General features: G+C 64.8%; 21 protein-coding genes. 8 read left to right on the forward strand and 13 right to left on the reverse strand.

Going from position 1 to position 21,480, the window contains the following annotated elements; translation table 11 throughout:
* The first annotated feature begins 39 nt into the window (after nt 1-39).
* Complete coding sequence (locus RBA95_RS06120) at nt 40-1,107, forward strand: serine hydrolase (RefSeq protein WP_306015957.1); 1,068 nt, start codon at nt 40-42, stop codon at nt 1,105-1,107.
* 70 nt (nt 1,108-1,177) lie between these two features.
* On the opposite strand, the gene RBA95_RS06125 is transcribed toward RBA95_RS06120, so the two are convergent.
* From RBA95_RS06125 to RBA95_RS06165, 9 genes are all read right to left on the reverse strand, one after another.
* On the reverse strand, nt 1,178-1,672 hold the full coding sequence (locus tag RBA95_RS06125) for a F0F1 ATP synthase subunit B (RefSeq protein WP_306015958.1): 495 nt from the start codon (nt 1,670-1,672) through the stop codon (nt 1,178-1,180).
* Nucleotides 1,673-1,675: 3 nt separating this feature from the next.
* Nucleotides 1,676-2,221, reverse strand: a complete 546-nt coding sequence (locus tag RBA95_RS06130; protein ID WP_306015959.1) for a F0F1 ATP synthase subunit B — start codon at nt 2,219-2,221, stop codon at nt 1,676-1,678.
* A gap of 139 nt (nt 2,222-2,360) precedes the next feature.
* Entirely contained in the window at nt 2,361-2,588 is a 228-nt protein-coding gene (locus RBA95_RS06135) for a F0F1 ATP synthase subunit C (protein WP_009803216.1), read from the reverse strand.
* Nucleotides 2,589-2,646: 58 nt separating this feature from the next.
* The gene (locus tag RBA95_RS06140; RefSeq protein WP_009803217.1) at nt 2,647-3,423 is read right to left on the reverse strand and encodes a F0F1 ATP synthase subunit A; all 777 of its coding nucleotides are present in this window, start codon (nt 3,421-3,423) and stop codon (nt 2,647-2,649) included.
* Between the two features lie 65 nt (nt 3,424-3,488).
* Entirely contained in the window at nt 3,489-3,809 is a 321-nt protein-coding gene (locus RBA95_RS06145; RefSeq protein ID WP_306015961.1) for an AtpZ/AtpI family protein, read from the reverse strand.
* A 120-nt stretch (nt 3,810-3,929) separates the two neighbouring features.
* A complete protein-coding gene (gene smc / locus RBA95_RS06150; protein ID WP_306015962.1) occupies nt 3,930-7,367 on the reverse strand; it encodes a chromosome segregation protein SMC in 3,438 nt (1,145 codons plus the stop codon).
* A gap of 137 nt (nt 7,368-7,504) precedes the next feature.
* Entirely contained in the window at nt 7,505-8,227 is a 723-nt protein-coding gene (locus RBA95_RS06155; RefSeq protein ID WP_306015963.1) for a thioredoxin domain-containing protein, read from the reverse strand.
* A 77-nt stretch (nt 8,228-8,304) separates the two neighbouring features.
* A complete protein-coding gene (locus RBA95_RS06160; protein ID WP_306015964.1) occupies nt 8,305-9,027 on the reverse strand; it encodes a thioredoxin domain-containing protein in 723 nt (240 codons plus the stop codon).
* A gap of 18 nt (nt 9,028-9,045) precedes the next feature.
* On the reverse strand, nt 9,046-9,618 hold the full coding sequence (locus tag RBA95_RS06165; RefSeq protein WP_306015965.1) for a DUF721 domain-containing protein: 573 nt from the start codon (nt 9,616-9,618) through the stop codon (nt 9,046-9,048).
* A gap of 53 nt (nt 9,619-9,671) precedes the next feature.
* Between RBA95_RS06165 and mutY the strand changes: the two genes are divergently transcribed.
* On the forward strand, nt 9,672-10,763 hold the full coding sequence (mutY, locus tag RBA95_RS06170) for an A/G-specific adenine glycosylase (RefSeq protein ID WP_306015966.1): 1,092 nt from the start codon (nt 9,672-9,674) through the stop codon (nt 10,761-10,763).
* A 243-nt stretch (nt 10,764-11,006) separates the two neighbouring features.
* Here the strand turns inward: mutY and RBA95_RS06175 are convergent, their stop codons facing one another.
* From RBA95_RS06175 to RBA95_RS06185, 3 genes are all read right to left on the reverse strand, one after another.
* Nucleotides 11,007-12,101, reverse strand: a complete 1,095-nt coding sequence (locus RBA95_RS06175; RefSeq protein WP_371933592.1) for a site-specific DNA-methyltransferase — start codon at nt 12,099-12,101, stop codon at nt 11,007-11,009.
* 83 nt (nt 12,102-12,184) lie between these two features.
* On the reverse strand, nt 12,185-12,787 hold the full coding sequence (locus RBA95_RS06180) for a ribonuclease HII (protein WP_306015968.1): 603 nt from the start codon (nt 12,785-12,787) through the stop codon (nt 12,185-12,187).
* A 12-nt stretch (nt 12,788-12,799) separates the two neighbouring features.
* Entirely contained in the window at nt 12,800-13,879 is a 1,080-nt protein-coding gene (locus RBA95_RS06185; RefSeq protein ID WP_306015969.1) for a PA0069 family radical SAM protein, read from the reverse strand.
* 113 nt (nt 13,880-13,992) lie between these two features.
* On the opposite strand from RBA95_RS06185, the gene RBA95_RS06190 reads away from it, so the two are divergent.
* Both RBA95_RS06190 and RBA95_RS06195 read left to right on the forward strand, forming a co-directional pair.
* Entirely contained in the window at nt 13,993-14,694 is a 702-nt protein-coding gene (locus RBA95_RS06190) for a glycosyltransferase (RefSeq protein ID WP_306015970.1), read from the forward strand.
* Nucleotides 14,691-15,278: a TIGR04282 family arsenosugar biosynthesis glycosyltransferase gene (locus RBA95_RS06195; RefSeq protein WP_306015971.1), complete on the forward strand. Its 588-nt coding sequence runs from the start codon at nt 14,691-14,693 to the stop codon at nt 15,276-15,278. The genes RBA95_RS06190 and RBA95_RS06195 overlap by 4 nt, the downstream gene beginning before the upstream one ends.
* Here the strand turns inward: RBA95_RS06195 and RBA95_RS06200 are convergent.
* Complete coding sequence (locus tag RBA95_RS06200) at nt 15,264-16,049, reverse strand: uracil-DNA glycosylase family protein (RefSeq protein ID WP_306015972.1); 786 nt, start codon at nt 16,047-16,049, stop codon at nt 15,264-15,266. The genes RBA95_RS06195 and RBA95_RS06200 overlap by 15 nt on opposite strands.
* A 130-nt stretch (nt 16,050-16,179) precedes the next feature.
* Here RBA95_RS06200 and RBA95_RS06205 point away from each other — a divergent pair, with 130 nt between their 5' ends.
* Genes RBA95_RS06205 through RBA95_RS06220 form a run of 4 tightly spaced genes read left to right on the forward strand, consistent with a single transcriptional unit; the run spans nt 16,180 to nt 21,464 of the window.
* Nucleotides 16,180-17,853: an electron transfer flavoprotein-ubiquinone oxidoreductase gene (locus RBA95_RS06205; protein WP_306015973.1), complete on the forward strand. Its 1,674-nt coding sequence runs from the start codon at nt 16,180-16,182 to the stop codon at nt 17,851-17,853.
* Nucleotides 17,854-17,866: 13 nt separating this feature from the next.
* Nucleotides 17,867-19,570, forward strand: coding sequence for a hypothetical protein (locus RBA95_RS06210; protein WP_306015974.1), 1,704 nt, complete (start codon nt 17,867-17,869; stop codon nt 19,568-19,570).
* 8 nt (nt 19,571-19,578) lie between these two features.
* Complete coding sequence (locus RBA95_RS06215; RefSeq protein ID WP_306015975.1) at nt 19,579-20,457, forward strand: 4-(cytidine 5'-diphospho)-2-C-methyl-D-erythritol kinase; 879 nt, start codon at nt 19,579-19,581, stop codon at nt 20,455-20,457.
* Nucleotides 20,454-21,464 carry a hypothetical protein gene (locus RBA95_RS06220; protein WP_306015976.1) on the forward strand — a complete coding sequence of 337 codons (1,011 nt, stop codon included), beginning with the start codon at nt 20,454-20,456 and terminating at the stop codon, nt 21,462-21,464. Before RBA95_RS06215 ends, RBA95_RS06220 begins: the two co-directional genes overlap by 4 nt.
* The last annotated feature ends 16 nt before the right edge of the window (nt 21,465-21,480 follow it).

Here is a 21,480-nt window from a genome sequence, read left to right on the forward strand (position 1 = left end):
CCTTTCAACGTCAGTCTGTCCGCAGACAGGAGCCGCTCCATGCCCATCGCCCTTCCCATGCTACTCGCCGCTGTTCTGACGCCCTCAGACGCCCCGCCAGAGCCCGTGGCCACATGGGTGGAGGCGCATGCCTTCAACGGCGTTCTGCGCCTTGATACGGGCGACGCCGCGCACAGCTGGGCTTGGGGTGTCGCCGATCCGGATACCGGTCGCCCCTTAACGGTCGAGACGCGGTTCCAGACCGGATCCGTCGACAAGTATTTCGCGTCGATCGCCGTCTTCGCGTTGATCGATGAGGGGGTGCTTGACCTGGATGCGCCGATCAGCACGTATTTGCCGGACTACCGCTCTGACACCGGCGCGCAACTGACCCTGCGCCTGATCCTGAGCAACCAGTCCGGTCTGCCCAATGATCTGCGGACGGCCTTTCAGCGCATCGCCCAGGGCGAGGCCGGGGCTGTGGATGTGCAAACGGTTGAGGAGGCGGTGGCGGACTATGCCAGCGGAGATCTGCACTTCCAGCCGGGCGCCCGCTTTGATTATGCGCTGTCCAACTGGTTGCTGGTCCAGCATCTGCTGGCAGAAATCACGGGCCTGTCCTATCCGCAGGTACGCCAGCGCTATGTCTATGACCGCGCCGGAATGGGCCAGAGCGGTGGGTATGTCCATGACTTGCGCGACACCGACCCGCACAGCGCTGACGTGGCCATCGGGTTTGACCCGGATGACCCGGAGGGGCGAGGGGATTACTGGAGCCCGAATTTCTTCAAGGGCAGCTATACGACGGCGGCGGACCTGATCGCGCTGGAACGCGCGCTTGAGGCGGGCGATGTCCTGTCAGCCGGGTCTCTGGCGCAATTGCGCACCATCCAGGTTCCCGAGCAGAATTACGCCTATGGCGGCCGGTTCCGGCAGCTGGAATTATGTGGCGAGGCTCATCTGGCTTCGACCCAGTCTGGCTCCAATGGCGCGAGCAATATCACGCTGGTCTATGTGCCTGCGTTTGATGCGGGCGTCGCCCTGCTGACCAATGTGGATGAGAGCCAGGGTGAGATGTTCGCGCTGTCCTATCAATTGCTGGAAGAGCAGGTTGTCTGCAGCGACTAGCTGCCTGCCCAGACGCAAAAAAGCCCGCGAATATCTCGCGGGCTTTTTCATGTCGGTCTGTCAGGGCTGACTAGTTCAGCTGGTCCTTCAGGGCGGCCGTGTCGGCCTTGAGAAGGGCATTGCGCTGGGTCTTGGTCAGCTTCTTGGACAGCAGCTGTTCAGCGGCTTCCACAGCCAGGTCAGCGGCCAGGGCTTTGACTTCCTTGGCGGCTTGGGCCTCGGCCTGGGCGATGCGCTGTTCGGCCATCGCGGTGCGACGGTCGACGCGCTGCGCGATCTCGGTCTTGGCGTTGTCGCGCAGATAATCGGCTTCCGCCTTGGCCTGCTTGATGATCGCTTCAGCTTCGGCCGCGGCCTCGGTCTGCTTGCGCTCATAGGTGGCCATCAATTCCTGCGCTTCTTCACGCAGGCGACGGGCTTCATCCAGCTCCTTGCGGATCAGGTCGGCGCGGTCATCGAGCGCCTTGCCGATCATTTTCGGGGCGCCCACAAAGATGATCACCACGAAGAACAGGATCAGGCCGACAAAGGCCCAGAAGCTGGTGTCAGACAGGAGGTAGTTCATGACTTACTCCTTCACCGCGTCGACGGCTTTCGCCGCGTCGTCTTCAGACACCTCAAGGCCGGCCAGATGCTCGACGGCGACCACGGCGGTGTCCGCCGCAATGGTGCGCACTTCGCCAAGCGCCGCGTCGCGAGAGGCGCGGATGCGATCCTCGGACTCAGCGAGTTTGGCTTCCAGCTCGGCGTCGGCCTTGCGGATGGCTTCCGCCACTTCAGCGTCAGCAGCGGCTTTCGCCTCCGCCGCCACCGAATGCGCCTTGGCGCGGGCATCGGCCAGAGATTTCTCGTAAGCGCGTACGGTCTCGTCCGCCTGCGCCTTGAGTTGCGCGGCCGTATCGAGATCGTCAGCGATGCGATCGCGGCGTTCTTCAATGGCTCCGCCAATGCGGGGCAGGACAAAGCGGCTCAGCAGCACGTACAGAACGATGAAGCTGATCGCCAGCCAGAACAGCTGCGATGCAAAATAGGTCGGGTCGAAAGGCGGGAACGCGGCTTCAGCGGCGTGTCCAGCTCCTTCGGCGTATTCGGATTGGGACTCCGGCGCCAGCACGGCGGCCTCCCTTGCGCAAAGGCTAAACTAGCCCGAGCTTACCGTAAGCTCGAAGACTATAGAACGCCCCAAGCCGGAATGACGCAACGATGCTTCGTGCGCCTTCCGGCCGGAACGAGGGCTGTTCAGTCGGGGTCTGTTAGACCACGAAGAGCAGCAGCAGCGCGATGAGCAGCGAGAAGATGCCCAGCGCTTCGGTCACGGCGAAGCCGAAGATCAGGTTGCCGAACTGGCCTTGCGCGGCGGACGGGTTGCGCAGGGCGCCAGCCAGGAAGCTGGAGAAGATGTTGCCCACGCCCAGAGCGGCGCCCAGCATGCCGAAGGTGGCCAGGCCTGCGCCAATGTATTTCGCGGCTTCCGCTTCCATGTCGATACTCCTCGTAGGTGGTCGGTGCGGATGGATAGGTAGGTCTTGTCGAACGCCCCTAGTGACCAGGGTGCAGTGCGTCCGAAAGGTAGATGCAGGTCAGAACGGCGAACACATAGGCCTGGAGGAACGCCACCAGGAATTCCAATGCGGTCAGCGCGACGACCATGATCAGCGGAGCGACAGCGCCCAGAACGCCCAACGCGCCCACTGACCCTAGCATGATGATGAAGCCGGCGAACACCTTAAGCAGGATGTGGCCAGCCAGCATGTTGGCGAACAGACGAACCCCGAGAGTCACCGGACGCGACAGGAACGAAATGATCTCGATCGGGGTCAGAAGGATGTACAGCGGCCACGGCACGCCGGACGGGAAGAACAGCGAGAAGAATTTCAGGCCGTGCTTGAACACGCCATAGCCGATCACGATCGCCATCACCACGAGCGCCAGCGCAAAGGTGACGATGATGTGGGAGGTGAAGGTGAAGCCGTGGAAACCCGGAGCCGGGAAGTACGGGAACATGCCCAGCATGTTGCCCATCAGAATGAAGGCGAACAGGGTGAACACGAAGGGGAAGAACTTCAGGCCTGCATCGCCCGCGGTGGAGCGAATCATGCCGGCCACGAACTCATAAAGTAGCTCGGCGACCGATTGGGAGCGACCCGGCACCAGTGCGCGCTTGGACATCGCCAGCGACAGCAGACCAGCCACCAGAACCACGGAGGTCACCATGAAGAAGCTGGAGTTCGTGAAGGAAAGATTCCAGCCGCCGATCGAGAAATCGGCGATCGGGTGAATCTCGAACTGTTTGATCGGGTTCGTCGCGTCAGCCACACCCGGCCCCTTGTGCTACGGCGCGCACGCCGCGTTTCTAACTTCAAACCCCAGCGCCGGTCGTCTCACGAAGAGGCGTCGTCGCTTTGGTTCATGCTCTGCGCAGCGCGAACTACATTCAAAGTGCCCGCTGCGAAACCTATTAATACACCAACCAGCAAGCCCCAGGGCGTCCAGTTGAGGATCTGATCGGTCAAATAACCCAGACCAGCCCCGACGAGAACCCCTCCGGCGAATTCCGATCCATACCTGACGCCCTGACCCCAGCCTGAGGGGTTCGAGGCGGCCTCCTTCGCCCGACGCGCCTCAAGCTTGGCGTTCAAACGCCGCTCGAAGTCGTGGGGGTCGGAGGGTGAGTTCTGGTTCGGTTCGTCTCGGTGAGCCATGATGACAGGCGACCTCCGGGAGGTAGTCCCGACAGGCGCGCGCACCCTATAAGGGGGCCTATACCCTGTCAAGCAAGGTTGCGGACAAGTTAACCCTTTGAAGTATATGGCTGTTCGCGATTATTCCGCAGCCAGCATCTCTTCAGCCGAGCTCAGATTGACCGAGACGAGCTGCGAGACGCCCCTTTCGCCCATGGTCACGCCGAACAAACGGTTCATCCGGCTCATGGTCACGGGGTTGTGGGTGATGACGAGGAATCGCGTCTCGGTCATGGCTCGCATCTGCTCCAGCATGGCGCAATAGCGGTCCACATTGGCGTCATCGAGCGGCGCATCCACTTCGTCGAGCACGCAAACCGGGGCGGGGCTGACCAGGAAGACCGCAAAGATCAGCGCAGTGGCGGTCAGGGCCTGCTCACCGCCGCTCATCAGGCTCATGGTCTCCATCTTCTTGCCCGGCGGGCAGGCGAAGATTTCCAGGCCCGCTTCCAGCGGATCATCGTTCTCGGTCAGGCGCAGTTCGGCGGCGCCGCCGCCGAACAAGGTTTCGAACAGGGTGCGGAAATGCCCGTCCACGACCTCGAAGGCGTCCAGGAGCCGCGCCCGGCCTTCGCGGGACAAGGTGTCCACCGCCTTGCGCAAGCGGGCCACGGCCTCCAGCAGGTCGTCGCGTTCCTTGGACAGGCGGGTGCGTTCGGAATCAAGCTCGCGGGCTTCTTCATCGGCGCGCAGATTGACCGCGCCCAGCCGCTCGCGGGTCAGGCGGGCATCATCAAGTCGGCGCTCCAGCTCGTCGGAGGACAATTCGGCGAACTCGCTGCCCGCCGCCAGCCGCTCCAGCGCGCGCGGTTCCTCTCCCGTCGCGTCTTCCAGGCGTTCGGTGGTTTCGGTCAGACGTTCTTCCGCCGCAGACAGGCGCGCCTGAGCGGCGGCGCGGGCCTCGCGGGCATTGGCGCTGAGTTTTTCCGCTTCGCGAAGCGCGGCGTCTTTTTCCCGCTGCAGCGATTCGGCGTTCAAGACGGCCTCGCGCGCCAGGCTCGCCTTCTTTTCCGCCTCGGTCAGCGTATCGAGAATGGCGTCGCGCTGGCCTTCCAGCGTTTCGGGCTGGGTCAGCGCCGTCTCCAGCTCGGTCTCGGTCTGGCTGATCTGGGATTTGAGGGTTTCGACCTGATCTTTCGAGCGCGCGTGGCGACGATCCCAGTCCGCGGCTTCGCGTTCGAGCGACGCAATGCGGTGACGGCGGCCCTGGGCCTCGCGTTTGACCGATTCCAGCGCGGCCCGGGCGTCAGCGGCCTTACCGCGGGCGCGCTCTGCGCGGGATCGGGCGGCGATCAACGCCTCCTGGCCATCATCGTCGGCATTGACGGTTTCTAGCGCCTCTTGCGCCGCCAGATGTAGCTTGCGCGCCGTTTCAAGACGGCTCTGGGCGCGGCCGACCGATTCCACCAGCCCTGAACGCCGGGCTTCGGCGCGGGCGGCCTGAGCGCGGGCGGCGGAGAGCGCCTGCTCGGCTTCACGCCGGCGGTTCTCGGCTTGCTTCAGGGCTGTGCGGGCCTCATTGAGTTCCGCCTCCGCATCGAGTCGCGCCTGATGGCTTTCTTCGGCCAGGGTTTGCGCCCGCGATGCGCCGCGCCGCGCCGTGTCGAGCTGGGGCGTCAGATCCGCCAGCCGGTTGCGGGTTTCAAGGCGCACGGCAGCGGCGGAGGGGGCGCCGGCTTCACTGGCGAAGCCATCCCAGCGTCGCAAGGCGCCATCCTTCGTGACAAGCCGTTGGCCGGGTTTGAGCGCGCCAGCATGCTGGTCGAGCGCGTCCGGTGTGACAACGCCCACCGCTTTCAGCCGGGGCCACAAGGCCTGCGGCGCCTGGACATGATCAAACAGGGTTTCGACGCCGTCGGGCAGGGCGGGCGGTTCGATCTCGGCGCCTTGCCAACGCCGGGCCGAAGCCGGATTCAGACCCGCTTCCAGATCATCGCCGAGAGCGGCGGCGAGCGCCTGTTCATACCCCGCTGCAGCACGCACTTCATCAAGCGCGCGGTCCTCTTCATCCGAGCTCGCCAGCAGGCGTTCAAGCCCGGCGATCTCGCGCTCCAGCGCGCGCACATCGGCCTGGGCGAGCTGAACCTCCTCGCGAGCGGTCTGGGCGGTATTGCGCGCGGTTTCAGCAGCGTCATCCAGATCGGCGATCCGACCCGCCTGATCCTCGACGGCCCGGTTGGCGTCATCGACGCCGGCCTCAAGGCTATCCAGGTCGGGGCCGACCACATCATCAAACCGATCGAGCGTCGCCTGGGCGTTCTCCGCTTCGCTTTCCAGCGTGCGGACCTGACGCTCGGCCTGGTCCAGTTCACGCTGCGCACCGTCCCGGCGCGCCTTGATCTGGGCGACGGCATTGGAGGCGGCGTCCAGATGCTGTTCGGCCTTGGCCCGGTCGGCGTCCGCGTCATTGAGCACCGCTTCGGCGCGCCCTTGAGCGTTCGCATCATCAGCGGCCTGATCGCGGGCGTGCTTGAGCTGGCCATGCAGGCGCTCATGGGCGGCCTGCGCCTCTTCCAGCAATTCGCTCTCGCGCTTGAGCGTGCCCTTGAGCTCCACCAGGCGGGCCTGGCCCCGCTCGATGGCGGCGCGGGCGGCCTCGATATCGCGCTCGAGCTGGTCGCGCGCGCGCTCGGTATGGCGCAAGGCGGCCGCGGCTTCGGCCTCGGCGTCCCTAAGCGGCTGGACCGCGTTCTGGGCCTTTTCCGCCTCCACCATGGCGCCGGCGGAAGCGCGCAGGGTGAGCTCGGCCTCGGCGTCGGTCTGCTTGAGCTTGACGCGCGCCGCTTCCACCGCTTCGCCCGCTTCCTTCCAGCGGCGGATCCACAGAAGGGCTTCGAAATTGCGGATGGTCTGGGAGAGGTCGCGATAGCGGCCCGCCTGCTTGGCCTGGCGTTGCAGGGCGGCATGGCGGCTGTCGAGATCCTCGACGATCTCCAGAATGCGATCGAGATTGGTCTCGGCCGCGTTGAGCTTGAGCTGGGCTTCGCGGCGGCGTGCGCGCAGTCCGGCGACTCCGGCGGCTTCTTCCAGAACGCGGCGGCGGTTTTCCGGCTTGGCGTTGATCAGCTCGCTGATCTGGCCCTGACGGACAAGGGCGGCCGAGTTCGCGCCCGTGCCCGCATCGGCGAACAGCAGCTGGACGTCCTTGGCGCGGACTTCCTCGTCATTGATCTTGTAGTCAGAACCCTTGCCGCGCGTGATCCGGCGGACGACCTCGAGCATGTCATGGTCATTGAACCGCGCGGGCGCGCGCTTGTCGGTATTGTCGACGACCAGGGTGACTTCGGCGTGATTGCGAGCCGGGCGGCTGTCGGTGCCGGCGAAGATCACGTCTTCCATGCCGCCGCCACGCAGGGATTTCGCCGAGGTGGCGCCCATCACCCAGCGCAGGGCTTCAAGCAGGTTGGATTTACCGCAGCCGTTCGGACCGATAATGCCGGTCAGCCCGGCGTCGATCCGCAGCTCGGTCGGGTCAACAAACGATTTGAAGCCGGCCAGGCGTAGCTGGGTGAACTTCAACCTCAGACCTCCACTGGCGCTGAACGCCGGTTTTCCGGTCTGTCAGTCGCCGCCATCCCTGCCGAAACATCTTTCGGCTCAAACCCTTCGCAGGCGATCTGAGGGGAGATCGCCTGCAAAAGGTCTGCACGGGAAGGCTAGCCTTCCGCGCGCGCCTTGAATAGGGCGATGATTCGGTCCCAGGTGTCTCGGTCAATCTGAGCCGGGATCTGGCCCTGATCGTCCACCAGGATCTCACCGTCCACGGCATAGACCGGGCCTTCGGCGCCCGACTGCTGGTCCAGGTCCTGACCGTTGATGATGAAGTGCGGCGTGCCGGTCACGCCATCACGAACGGCCTGCATGTTGGCCTCTTCCACTGCTTCGAGCACCTCCTGATTGGTCATGCAGGCGCGGAACTCCTCGTCAGAGAAGCCGGCGGTGCGGGCGATGGTCTGGAACTGGCCTTGAGCGTTGCCTTGCTGCATGGCGCTGAACAGGGCGCGCTGCTGTTCAAACAACAGGTCGATGACGTCCAGATACTGGTCCTCGGGCGCGCAGCGGGCGAGCATGAAGCCGGCGCGAGCCAGATTGGGCTGACCGGTCAGCATTTCGCGGAAGACAAAGCGCACATCGCCGCGCTCGATTCCGTCATCAATGGCGGGTTTGCCCTGGAAATAGAAGGCGCCGCAGCCGCCGCAGGAGGTGGAGGCGTATTCGATGATCGTCACCGGCGCATCAATGGGGCCGACGCCGACATCGCCTTCACGTTCATAGGCGGACTGACCATCCGGGGCGCCGCCGCCCGAACAGGCGGTCAGCATCACGGCGCCGACGGCGGCGGCGGCGAGGGTGAGGGCGCGGCGGGTGAAAGTCGTCACGGGATCAACTCCAATCAGGGTGTCTGGCCGCCACGCTCAAGGCGCAGCGGATTTGAATTGTCGGCAGCTTAGCGGTCTCAGCCGCCCTTATACAGGGCGATGATGCGACGGAAGGTGTCGGCTTCGAGATTGGCGGGAATGACGCCTTCGGAATCGGTGAGAACGTCGCCGTTCACGGTGTAGACCAGACCCTGGCCATCACCGCCGGACTCCGCAGCCAGGCGATCGCCATTGACGATGAAATACGGCGTCGAGGTCACTCCGTCCTGGACCGCCGTGCGATGGGCGGTCTGCACCCGGGCGACGGTTGCTTCATCGCTGAAACAGGCCTGCACATCCTCCGGCGTGAAACCGAATCCGGCGGCCAGCTCGTCATAGCGCTGCTGGGCGGTTCCGTTCTGCATGGCCTCATAGATCGAGCCCATCTCGGCGAACAGCGTGTCGACGACCTCGAAATACTGATCGTCCGGCGCGCAATTGGCCAGCACGAACCCGGCGATGGCGATATTGGGCTGGCCGGTGATCATCTCGCGAAAGACAAACCGGACATCGCCCGCTTCAATGCCCTCGCTCACTGCTTCAAAACCGGTTTCCTGAAAATGGCCGCAATGGCTGCAGGCGACCGATCCGTATTCGATGAAGGTGACCGGCGCGTCCGCATCGCCCATGACCCGGTCCGTGTCGCGCACCTGTCCAACCTGAGCGTCGGTGATCGAAGTGGCGTTCTGCGCCAGAGCGGCGCCGGACAGGAACAGGGCGGCGGCGGTCGCGGCGAGGCCGCGGCGGGTCAGTGACAACACATCAGTCTCCAGTTTGCGTCAGTCGCTATCGGATTTGGGCGGCAGGCTCACGCCTTCGCGCCGTTCAATCTCTTTGCGCCAGTTTTCCAGCGTCTCATCAAGGGTCATCGCCCGCTCTGACGCAGATGTGACTTTCACGACGCGATTTTTGACCGGCTTGGGTTTTTTCGGCTCGGGGTTGAGCGGGCCCTGCACGATCTTGAGCTTTTTGGGCGTCTTGCCTGAATAGGCGGCGACGCGGGCCAGAATCTGCGCCGATTGCGCTTCCACCAGGGTGGCGGCCGGGCCCTGCGCCCGCACGACCAGCGCGCCCGCCTGGTATTTCTCCGGACGGGTCAGCTTGGCCAGCTGCGGGCCGACGATCTCGGCCCATTGAGCGTCGAGCTCGTGCCGGGTCGGGCCTGCGAATTTCTTCGAGAGCGGCTTGATCAGCGCACTCATGGCGCGATCTACATTGGGCGGCGGCTTGATGGCGGCGCGTCCGCGATGCTCGCTGATCCAGCTTGAGGCATCCGCTTCGTCTCGCGGCGTGCGGGCGCCGCGGGCGATCAGGTGCCGGTTGGGCGTTGACGTCAGGGGCGGTCGCTTCATGGTGCGCACCATCGCGCTGTCACGCCGTTCTGGCAAGCTTGAGAGGACACGCCTTGCCAACATCTGCACAGACTGCTCTGCCCGCTCCGGACCTGCAAGCGGCGCTGCTGGACTGGTATGATCAATCGGGTCGCAGCCTGCCCTGGCGCATCCGGCCCGAAGACCGGGTGGCGGGCGCAGTCGCTGACCCTTACGCCATCTGGCTATCGGAAATCATGTTGCAGCAGACGACCGTGCCTCATGCCACGCCCTATTGGGAGCGGTTTCTGGAGCGCTGGCCGACGGTGACCGATCTGGCCGAGGCGCCGCGAGAGGATGTGCTCGCCGCCTGGGCGGGTCTGGGCTATTACGCCCGCGCTCGCAATCTACACGCCTGCGCTCAAAAAGTGGCCCATGAGCTGGGCGGTGAATTTCCCAGCGCGCTGGATGGCCTGCTGGCTCTGCCCGGCGTGGGCGATTACACCGCCAACGCGATCCGCGCGGCGGCTTTTGACCAGCCCGCCAGCGTGGTGGACGGCAATGTGGAGCGGGTGATCACTCGCATGGTGCGGCTTGAAACGCCCTTGCCCAAGGCCAAGCCCGAAATCAAGGCGATCGCCGCCGGACTGGCCTCGCCCGAGCGTCCGGGCGATTACGCTCAGGCCATCATGGATCTGGGGGCGACAGTGTGTACGCCCAAATCGCCCGATTGCGCGGCCTGTCCCTGGTCGACCTGGTGCGCGGCGCGCGCCGCAGGTGATCAGACCCGCTATCCGCTCAAGACGAAGAAAAAGCCCAAGCCGGTTCGCCGCGGTGTCTGTTTTCATGTCGTGCGCGAGGGCGCCATCTGGCTGCGGCGCCGGCCCGAGACCGGGCTTCTGGGCGCGATGATGGAGGTGCCGGGGACCGACTGGTGCGAAGGCGGCGTGTCAGAGCGGGAGGTGGCGAGCGCGGCGCCGTTCGAGGCGGACTGGCGAAACGCCGGGCACGTGCGCCATGTCTTCACCCATTTCGCGTTGGAGCTTGAGGTGCTGTGCGCGACCGCGCCAGACGGCTGGTCGCCCGAGGAGGGCGTCTGGACACCATTGTCGGCGCTGAAGGAGGCGGGCCTGCCCAGCGTCATGATGAAGGCGGCGAAGCTGGGGCTGGAGCGGCGGCTTTTGTAGTCAGTCTCACTCAGACCTCTTTCCCTGCAAAGGCGGGGACCCAGAGCCGGAAATGCAGCGCTTCAATATCTCTGGGTCCCGGCCTACGCCGGGAAAGAGAAGATACATCAACAGATGTCATCCCCCGCTTCATGCGGGGGATCCATGCCGGTTGCTCTGATCAAGGTCACGGCCTGGGTTCGCCGGATAAGCCGGCGAATGCCAGAGTGCGATGAAGGCGTTTCAGCCCGACTGCAGCAGGCCCTAGACCTGCAGTTCCGCGCGGATACGGGCGCGCAGCACATCGATCGGAGCCAGAGCGCCGCCCTGGCGCACATGCCAGAACGTCCAGCCATTACATGAGGGCGCGCCTTGCACATGGGCGCCCATCTGGTGGATCGAGCCGGCCTGGCCGCCCGCGATCACCGTGCCGTCCGCACGCACCTGGGCGGTGCGGCGTCCCTGCGAGCAATACAGGGTGTCACCGGGCTTCAGAAGGCCGGCCTCGACCAGCGAACCGAACGGAATGCGGGGCAGGGCGCGCTTGGACTGGGTGACCTCCAACAGGTCTTCGCTGGTGGGGTTGATCGCGGCGATGCGCTTGCGCGCCACATCGGCGTAACCGGGATCGGCCTCGATGCCGATGTAATGCCGGCCCAGCTTCTTGGCGACCGCGCCGGTGGTGCCGGTGCCGAAGAAGGGATCGAGCACGACATCGCCGGGATTGGAGGTGGCCAGCAGGACGCGATGCAGCAGGCTTTCGGGCTTCTGCGTCGGGTGAGCCTTCTTGCCGTCCTTGTTTTTCAGGCGTTCGCCGCCCGCGCAGATCGGCAGCGTCCAGTCCGAGCGCATCTGCACGCCGTCATTCAGCGCCTTCATGGCGGCGTAATTGAAGGTCGGCTTGGCGTCCTTGGTCTTGGACGCCCAGATCAGGGTCTCGTGCGCATTGGTAAAGCGCGTGCCCTTGAAGTTCGGCATCGGGTTGGATTTGCGCCAGATCACGTCATTGCGGATCCAGAAGCCCATATCCTGCAAGAAGGCGCCGACCCGGAAAATGTTGTGATAGCTGCCAATGGTCCACATCGCCCCATTGGGCTTGAGGACGCGGCGCGCCTCTTCCAGCCAGGCGCAGGAGAACAGGTCGTAGGCGTCAAAATCGCCGATCTGGTCCCAGTCATTGTCAACGGCGTCCACCTTGGAATTATCCGGGCGGTGCAGGTCGCCGCCAAGCTGGAGGTTGTAAGGCGGGTCTGCGAAGATCAGATCGACGCTCTCATCGGGAAGCGTCTTCATCACCTCGGCGCAATCGCCCTCCAGAATGACATCGACGGGAATCTTGCTATTCGTTTTCACTGGCACCTCAATCGCCCTTCTGTTCGCAACAGCGCTGATTCCCTGAGGGGTGAATCGTTTCGGCTTACCCGATGGTTAAGGCCGATTCATTATGTGGCGCTCCACAGCCCGCGCGCCTGTCTGGCCTGCTGCACCGGAGCATAGCTTAACCGATGGATCGGCGACGCGCCCAGATTTTCGAGCGCGGCTTTATGGCTCGGGCTGGGATAACCCTTGTGTCCGGCCAAGCCATAGCCGGAAAAGCGGTTTTCCGATTCTATCAGGATCTGGTCGCGCAAGGTCTTGGCGATGATCGAGGCCGCGCCGATGCACGCTTCAAGCCCGTCTCCGCCCACAATCGCGCGCGCCGGCGTGTTCAAACCATCAGGAACACGATTTCCGTCGATCAGGACTTCATCGGGGATAACGCCCAGCCCTTCAACCGCGCGCACCATGGCCGCCATGGTGGCGTGCAGCACGTTCAGACGATCAATCTCGACGGGTTCTGCGATGCCCACACCCACACGCGCCTCGGCCCGGATGAGAGCGGCCAGCGCCGTACGCCGCTTTTCAGAGAGCTTCTTTGAATCGTCCAGTTGATCGAGCGCCGAGAAGTCCGGCGGCAGGATCACCGCCGCGCAGACCACAGGGCCGGCCAGCGGCCCGCGCCCGGCTTCGTCCACGCCGGCGATGAGGGGGGAAGAGGAAGACATGAAAGGCTCCGGTCAGAACAGGCTGAGCTGATCTTCGGTATCAAGAGGCCGTTCGAACAGGTCGCAGCGCAGTTTGACCCGGTCCTTGTCGAGGCCATAGCGGCGCACCCCGGCGCGGAAGCGCTTGGAGATCATCTCCGCAATCGGGCCCTGGCCCCGTCCGCGCACATGGAATTCTGAAGCGTAATCGGCGCCGCCGCGAGTATCGCGCACCATGTTCATGACCTTCTCGGCGGCGTCGGGTTTGACCTTTTTCAGCCAGTCATAAAACAGATCGCGCACCTCCAGCGGCAGGCGCAGCAGCACATAGCCCGCGCTTTGCGCGCCGGAATTGGCGGACGCCTTCAGGAGCGTTTCGATCTCGTGGTCGGTCAGGCCGGGAATGACCGGCGCGGTCATTACGGTGACCGGCACGCCGGCCTTGGAAAGCGCCTCCATCGCTTCCAGCCGGCGCTTGGGGGTTGCGGCCCTGGGCTCCATGGTGCGGGCGAGCTTGCGATCTTGCGTGGTGAGGGAGATCGCAGTCTTGACGAGCCCGAGGGCCGCAAGCTCGGACAGGATGTCGAGATCGCGGGTGATCGCGGCGGATTTGGTGATCAGACTGACCGGGTGCTTGAAACGCAGGCAGACTTCCAGAATGGAGCGCGTCAGACGCAATTGCCGCTCGATCGGTTGGTAGGCGTCGGTGTTCGCGCCGATCACGATCGGTTCAACCTGGTAGTACGGCTTGCGAAATTGCTGTTCTAACAGGCGCGCGGCGCCGGGCTTGAAGAACAGCATGCTTTCAAAATCGACGCCCGCCGAATAGCCCCAATAGGCGTGGCTGGGCCGCGCATAGCAATAGATGCAGCCATGTTCACAGCCCCTGTACGGATTGATCGACCGGTTGAACGAGATATCCGGGCTGTCATTGGTGGCGATGATGGTGCGGCTATTGTCCTTGATCAGCGTGGTGCGGACCTGTTTGGGCGCAGGATCGTTCTCGCCCCAGCCATCTTCGAAGGGTTCGCGGGTATCGCGTTCAAAACGCCCCGACGCATTGGATGTGGCGGCGCGGCCGCGCGGTTGCAGCGGCTCGGGAAGGGGGCTCATGCCCCGGGCGGGAACAAAGCGTGCGGTCATGTCCGAACGGTGACTCAGAGCGCGGAACAGATCAAGAACATTTTTGCATTGACTCCGCAGCGCCGCCGGAGTTTCTCAAGCGTATGAGCCAGATCATCACCCTCCTGCCCACGCTGAACGCCAACACCCGTCTGGAACGCACGCTTCAAAGCCTCGCAGAGGCGGAACGTGCTGGCCTGTCGGCGGGCTGGGTCGTGGCCGATGGCGGCTCGACGGACGGGACGCCGCTGACGGCGCGGCGGCTGGGGTGTCATCTGGTTCAGGGCGCAAAGGGCCGCGGAGCGCAGCTGGCCGCCGGCGCCGCCTATGCGCGCTCGCGCATCCGGGCGCAGGACTGGATCCTGGTCCTGCACGCCGATACGCGCCTGTCGCCGGGCTGGTCGAGCGAAGCGGCGGCGTTCATGGCCGCCAACGCCCATCGTGATCGCGCCGGGTATTTCCGGTTCACGCTGGATGACATGTCCCATCGCGCGCGCCGGCTGGAACGGGCCGTGAATTGGCGCTGCAAGACCTTTGGCCTGCCCTATGGCGATCAGGGGCTTTTGATCCGGGCGGACTTTTATGACCGTCTGGGCGGGTTCAAACCCTGGCCGCTGTTTGAGGATGTCGACCTGGTGCGCCGCATCGGCAAGCACCGGCTCTGGCCCATGACGGCGCGGGCGGAAACCAGCGCGGACAAGTTTCTCGCGGACGGCTATCGTCGCCGCTCGATGAAGAATCTGGTTCTGCTGGCGCGCTATTTCCTGGGCGCCCGGCCTGCAGATCTCGCCAAGAGTTATCGATGATGCTCCGTCCCCGCCTTGTGGTCTTTGTCAAAGCGCCGGTCATCGGCGGCGCCAAGACCCGTCTCGCCCGGGGCATTGGCAAGGTGCAGGCCTGGCGTCGGCATCGCGCCATGACCGCGACGCTGCTGCGCCGCCTGACCGATCCGCGCTGGGAGACCGTGATCACGCTCAGCCCGGAGCGGGCGGTGTCTCGCCGATTCCCCGGCGTCTGGCCCGATCATCTGCCCCGCAGCCTGCAAGGCGACGGCGATCTGGGCGCGCGGCAATCGCGTGTGTTCGCACACCGGGCGCCGGTCTGCGTCATCGGGTCGGACGCGCCGCAAATCACCCGCGCGGACATTGCGGCCGCCTTTTCGGGGCTCAAGCGCCATGACGCCGTGATCGGCCCGGCCGTGGATGGCGGCTATTGGCTGCTGGCAATGAACGGTCCGGCGCCGGACGGCCTGTTTGACGGCATGCGCTGGTCGCATGAAGAGACGCGCAACGACCTCTTGCGCCAGCTTCGCCTGCACGGGCTGGAGCGCGTGAAAATGCTGCGCCCGCTGCGTGATGTGGATGAGGCGTCCGATTTAAAGCGCGGCTAGCTTCGCCTTCAGGCTCAGCAAATCCTGCCAGCTTTTCGCTTTCTCCTGCGGGCGGCGCAGCAGGAAGGCGGGGTGGTACATGGGCAGGGCGGGGATCACGGTTCCATCGCCGAGCGTGTAGTCGTGCCAGCGCCCGCGCAGCGCCATGATGCCGTTTCTGGAATGCAACAGGCTTTGCGCCGCAATGCCGCCAGCCAGCACCACCAGCTTGGGCCGGGCGAGCGCGATATGGCGTTGGGCGAAGGGCAGGCAGGTTTCAATCTCGGCGTCGGTGGGCTTGCGATTGCCCGGCGGGCGCCAGAACACGACATTGGTGATGTAGGCGGTGGTCTCATCCAGGCCGATGGCGGCCAGCATCCGGTCCAGCAAATGCCCGGCCTGTCCGATGAAGGGCGCGCCTTCTCGGTCTTCCTCCCGGCCCGGGGCTTCGCCCACGACCATCACGTCAGCCTGTGGATTGCCGCGCGCAAAGACGGTCTGGGTGGCGGTCGCCTTGAGCGGGCAGCCGTCAAAGGCGTCCAGCGCCTGCTTGAGCTCGTCAAGGGATTGGGCGGCCTGCGCCATGGCGCGACCATCCTGGGTCGGCGCGGCGCCGAATCCCGCTTGTCGCGCCTGGGCGCCGGTGGCGCGCGCCTCGACCGAGGGCGGCGGAGCCGGCTGGGCGGATTTCGGAACGGGCAGGGGCGGCAGCGCCTCGACGCCGGACTGCTCCCACCAGCCGATCAGGCTCTTCAGCGCACGGATGTCTTCTGGATTGAGGGGGGCGGTCATGGGCGCGCGGAATTCCGATCTGGTCCGTGTGAGGCTTCACCCTAGCTCATAACGCAAGGCTGGGTTAATACGAAAGGGAATGCGGCGCCAGCGAAAGAGCGCTGCAGGGGCTGAGACTGTAGGAGACGACATGGCCGACGGGTCTATCGAGCGCGAATCCATGGAATATGATGTGGTCATCGCAGGGGCTGGTCCGGCCGGCCTGGCGGCGGCCATCCGTCTGAAGCAACGCTGCGAGGAGACAGGGCAAGACCTCTCCATCGCCGTTCTTGAAAAGGGCTCCGAAGTCGGCGCGCACATCCTCTCGGGCGTCGTGTTCGATCCCAAGGCGCTCGATGAATTGCTGCCGGACTGGCGCAATGATCCGACCCAGCCCTTCGACACCGAAGTGGGCGAAGACGTCTTCATGGCGCTGGGTGAAGCAGGCTCGGCGACGCTTCCCGGCTTCGGCATGCCGCCCTTCATGCACAACCATGGCTGCTATGTCGGCTCGCTGGCCAATCTGTGCCGCTGGCTGGCTGAAAAGGCCGAAGCCATGGGCGTAGAGGTCTATCCCGGCTTCCCCGCCGACCAGTTCATCGAGGAAGACGGCGTCGTCAAAGGCGTCATCACCGGCGATATGGGCGTGGCGCGCGATGGCGGTCAAAAGGACATGTACCAGCCCGGCATGGAGCTGCGCGGCAAGTACACCCTGATCGGCGAGGGCGCGCGCGGTTCGCTGTCCAAGCAGCTGATCGACAAATACGGCCTGAGCGAAGGCCGCGACCCGCAGAAATTCGGCATCGGCATGAAAGAGCTCTGGCGCGTCAAGCCGGAGAACTTCAAGAAGGGCCGGGTCCAGCACACCATGGGCTGGCCGCTGGACAACTCCACGGGCGGCGGCTCCTTCCTCTATCATTTCGGCGACAATCTGGTGTCGGTCGGTTTCGTGGTTCACCTGAACTACAAGAATCCGCACCTCTTCCCGTTCGGCGAATTCCAGCGCTTCAAGACCCATCCCGACATCGCGCCGATCTTTGAAGGCGCCGAGCGTCTGTCCTATGGCGCGCGGGCGATCACCGAGGGTGGCTATCAGTCCGTGCCCAAACTGACCTTCCCGGGCGGCGCGCTGATTGGCTGTTCGGCCGGGTTCGTGAACGTGCCCCGCATCAAGGGCAGCCATAACGCCATGAAGACCGGCATGATGGCCGCCGAAGCCGCGTTCGACGCGCTGGCCGAGGGCCGCGAGGGCGATGAGCTGACCGCCTATGCCGAAGCGTATGACAAGTCCTGGGTGAAGAAAGAGCTCAAGACCGTTCGTAACGCCAAGCCGCTCTGGACCAAGTTCGGCACGGTGCTGGGCGTCGCGCTGGGCGGTCTGGACATGTGGACGAACTATCTGTTCGGCTTCTCGATCTTCGGCACGATGAGCCATGGCGGCACCGACGCCGAAGCGCTCAAGCCGGCCGATAAGTGCAAACAGATCGATTATCCCAAGCCTGATGGGGTGCTGACGTTTGACCGTCTGTCCTCGGTGTTCATCTCCAACACCAATCACGAGGAAGATCAGCCGATCCACCTCAAGGTGAAGGACCCGGCGCTGCAGAAATCGTCAGAGTATGACGTGTATGGCGGTCCGTCCGCGCGCTATTGCCCGGCCGCGGTCTATGAATGGGTCACGCCGGATGAAGGCGGCGAGCCGAAATTCGTGATCAACGCGCAAAATTGCGTGCACTGCAAAACCTGCGACATCAAGGACCCGAACCAGAACATCAACTGGACCACGCCCGAAGGCGGTGGCGGTCCCAACTATCCGAACATGTAAGGGCGGGGCGAGCATGCGCCCCGCACTCGGCTTTCGCGCCGCGTTGAGAACCACCTTGGCGACTGTGCTGGGGGTGGCGCTCGGCGCGTGCGTCAGCGCACCCTACGCCGGGTTTGAGGACGAAGAGCGGTCGGTCTATGGCGCCTATCTGGCGGCGCGATACGCCAGCACGGCTCAGGAGCTTGATGCATCGTCGGACCTGTACGCCCGCGCTCTGGCGCGCGCGCCGGAATCCGGACTGATTTCACAACGCGCCTTCTTTGCCGCGCTCATGGCGGGCGATTACGAAAACGCCGATGACGCCGCCGAAGCAGCGGCGAACGATCCGGACACTGCCCAGATCGCCGAGTTGTACTGGCGCGGCGCTAGACTGGGCCGCGGACGTGAAGCGCCCGAGATCAGCAACACGCCGATCGGGCCGTTCTCCACGCTGGTCAGCACCGTCATGTCGGACTGGGACCAGATTGCGAGAGGCGAGGCGCCCGCCTGGGCGCAAACCGAGATTCAGCTTGAGACCGAAGAGGTGATCTCCGCCGAGCAGCAAATGCATCGGGCGTTGGTCTATGAACATCTCGGCAAGACGGCATCAGCCGACGAAGCCTATCGGCAAGCGCTATCGGGCGTGCCTGGGCTGAATGCTTTCAATAGCTTGATGTATGGCGGCTTTCTGGAGCGCGAAGGCCGTCGGGATGAGGCGCGGGCTCTGTATCGGGCATCGCTGGACGCGTATGTCAGTGCGCGTCCGGATATCGAGGCGGCGCTGGCGCGTGTTGAGCGTGGCGGACGGGCCCCGCGCATGTGGACCCCGCGACAGGCGGCGGCGCGGGCCATGTTCCCGCCAGCCTCGTTGATCAGCAACCGGGCGTCCAACGAGTTCACTGTGCTCTTCCTGCGCGTCATTCAGCGCCTGGATTCGTCATTTGACTACAACACGCTGACCATCGCTCAGCTTCTGGATAATCTGGATCTGCAGGACGCGGCCGTCGCGGAATACGCCAAGATTGACGATGGTCCGCTAAGAGAACAGGTGCTGGTCAGCCGTCTGTGGCTGCAGTTTCGCATGGATCAGAGCGATGCGTTGGTGGATGAGGCGCGGGCGCTTGTGGCCGAGCGACCAACCCTGTCGCGTCAGCTTCTGCTCGCGGACATGCTGCGCATTACCGATCGCTGCGCTGAAGCCATACCGATCTACGCGGACGTGTCCGCACAAGCGGAGGCCGAGCAGGGCCAGGCGAATTGGCGCTATGTCTTCTATCACGCCGCCTGTGTGGAGATTGCCCGCGACTGGGACGCGGCCGCGCCCCTGTTCGAGCGCGCGCTGGATCTTGCGCCGAGTGAGCCCATGCTGCTCAACCATCTGGGCTATAATCTGATCGTCGAGGGCGAACAGATCGAACGCGGCCTGGAGATGGTGGAGCGGGCGGTGTCACTGGATCCATCCAATGGCGCCATCGTGGATTCGCTGGGCTGGGGCCAGTACAAGCTGGGGCGCCTGGACGAGGCGATCTACTGGCTGGAACGCGCCGTGACGCTCAGCCCCGACAGCGGCACCAATAACTGGCATCTGGGCGATGCATACGCCGCCGCCGGTCGCACGCTCGAAGCGCGGTTCCAATGGCGCCGGTCGCTGGAGCTCGATCTGGATGACGATGAGCGCGCCCTCGTCGAGCGGCGGCTGGAGCTGGGACTGGACGCCGGGCCCGCCGATCTGCCATGAGCGGCGCCATGACGGACGCCGCCACAGAATTCGCCCCCGCCAAGGTCAACCTCACCCTCCGGGTGGGCGGACCCCGGGCGGATGGCTATCACCCGCTTGATTCGCTCGTGGTGTTTGCAGACTGGGGCGATACGCTGACGGCGACGCCCGCTGACAGCCTGACGCTGAGCCTGACCGGGCCGGGGGCGGAAGGGCTCAAGGCCGATCCGCAGAATCTCGTTCTGAAAGCCGCCTATGCCCTGCGCGCCGCCGCAGACCAGCCCGAGCTGGGCGCGACCCTGACCCTGGACAAGCATTTGCCGGTCGCCGCTGGTTTGGGCGGAGGCTCCTCTGACGCCGCCGCCGCCCTGCGCATTCTCAACCGGGTCTGGGATCTGGACTTCACCACCAAGCAGCTGGCTGAAATCGGCACGGTTGTGGGCGCGGATGTGCCCGCCTGCGTGCATGCGCGTCCGCTGCACATGCAGGGCATTGGTGAGCGGGTGAGCCCGCTGATCGCCTGGCCGGCGCTGCATGGCGTGATCGTGCATCCCGGCGCGCCCGTGCCCACAGGACCGGTCTTCAAGGCCTATGACGAAACCGGTCCGGGCCGGCTGAGCCCTGGCAAGCCGATGATCGCCGGGACGCTGGATGACGCGATTGACCGGTTGATGCTGGATGGCAATGACCTGGAGGCGCCCGCCATCGCGCAGACGCCTGTCATTCAGGAGGCGCTTGATGTGCTGACCGCCCAGCCGGGCGTGCGGCTGGCGCGCATGTCAGGGTCGGGTGCGAGCTGTTTTGCGCTGTTTGAAACCGCTGACGCCGCCGACGCTGCGGCAGACGTAATTGCGCGCGAGCATGACGACTGGACAGCCAGGGCCGTGGTCTTTGGAGGCGCGGCGTGAGTGCGGCCCTGATCGCCATGGCGGCCAGCGCCGGGCTGATCAGCCTCATCGTCTCCTTTTGCGTCCTGAAGGGCGGCATTCTCGACTTTCCAAACGCCCGGTCGAGCCATACGACGCCCACGCCGCGGGGCGGCGGTCTGGGCGTGATGGCGGGCGTGGGCGCGGGCGCCATGGCGGCGGCGGCCTTTCCCCTGGGCGCGCCTGAACTGGGCGGTGTCCTGGCCGTTACGCTGTTGTTCGCCTTTCTAGGCTTTCTCGATGATCTGTTTGTATTGGATGAGCGGCTCAAGCTGATCGCTTTCATCGCCTTCTGTTTCGCCATGGTGGCCGCAGCCGGGCCGGTCAGCCGCTTTGGCCTGACCTATGAGCTGGGCGTCGCCGTGCCGTCTCTTGTGGGCTGGATGGGGTCGGCCCTGTTTGTCTTCGTCGTGGTGAATGCGGCGAACTTCATGGATGGCTCGGATGGCATCCTCGCCGCCGTGATGATCCCGGCCGGAATCGCGCTGGCCGTGGCCGGGCTCGCGGCGGGGGTGATGACGTCCGTGATTGCGGGCGTAATTCTGGCAGCCAGCGTTGCAGGCTTTGTGGTGCTCAACTGGCCGCCGGCGAAACTGTTCGCCGGCGATGTGGGCGCGCTGGGCGTCGGTGCGCTCTATGCGGGGGGCGCGCTGGCGCTTGTCAATCACGGCTTTTCCGGCACGCTCTGGCTCGCGCCGCTCTTCGTGCTGGTGTTTCTGGCGGATGTCCTGCTGACGCTGCTGCGTCGCGCGCGACATGGCCGCTTTTCACTGTCGGCGCATCGCGAGCACGCCTATCAGCGCCTGATTGATAGCGGCTGGAGCCATAAGACGATTGCGCTCGTCTATGGCGGGCTGACCGCTGTGATCGGACTGACAGGGCTTGTCGCCGGGCAGCTTGTGGACGGCGCCGTGCCGATGGTGTTCTCAGCCTGGGTAGTGATCCTGACCGGTCTGCACGTCTCGGTCGGGCGGGGTGTGGGGCGGTAGCTGGCTGACCCTCAAG

Origin of the sequence: Oceanicaulis sp. MMSF_3324 (genome assembly GCF_030733545.1) — a bacterium.
Lineage (GTDB): Bacteria > Pseudomonadota > Alphaproteobacteria > Caulobacterales > Maricaulaceae > Oceanicaulis.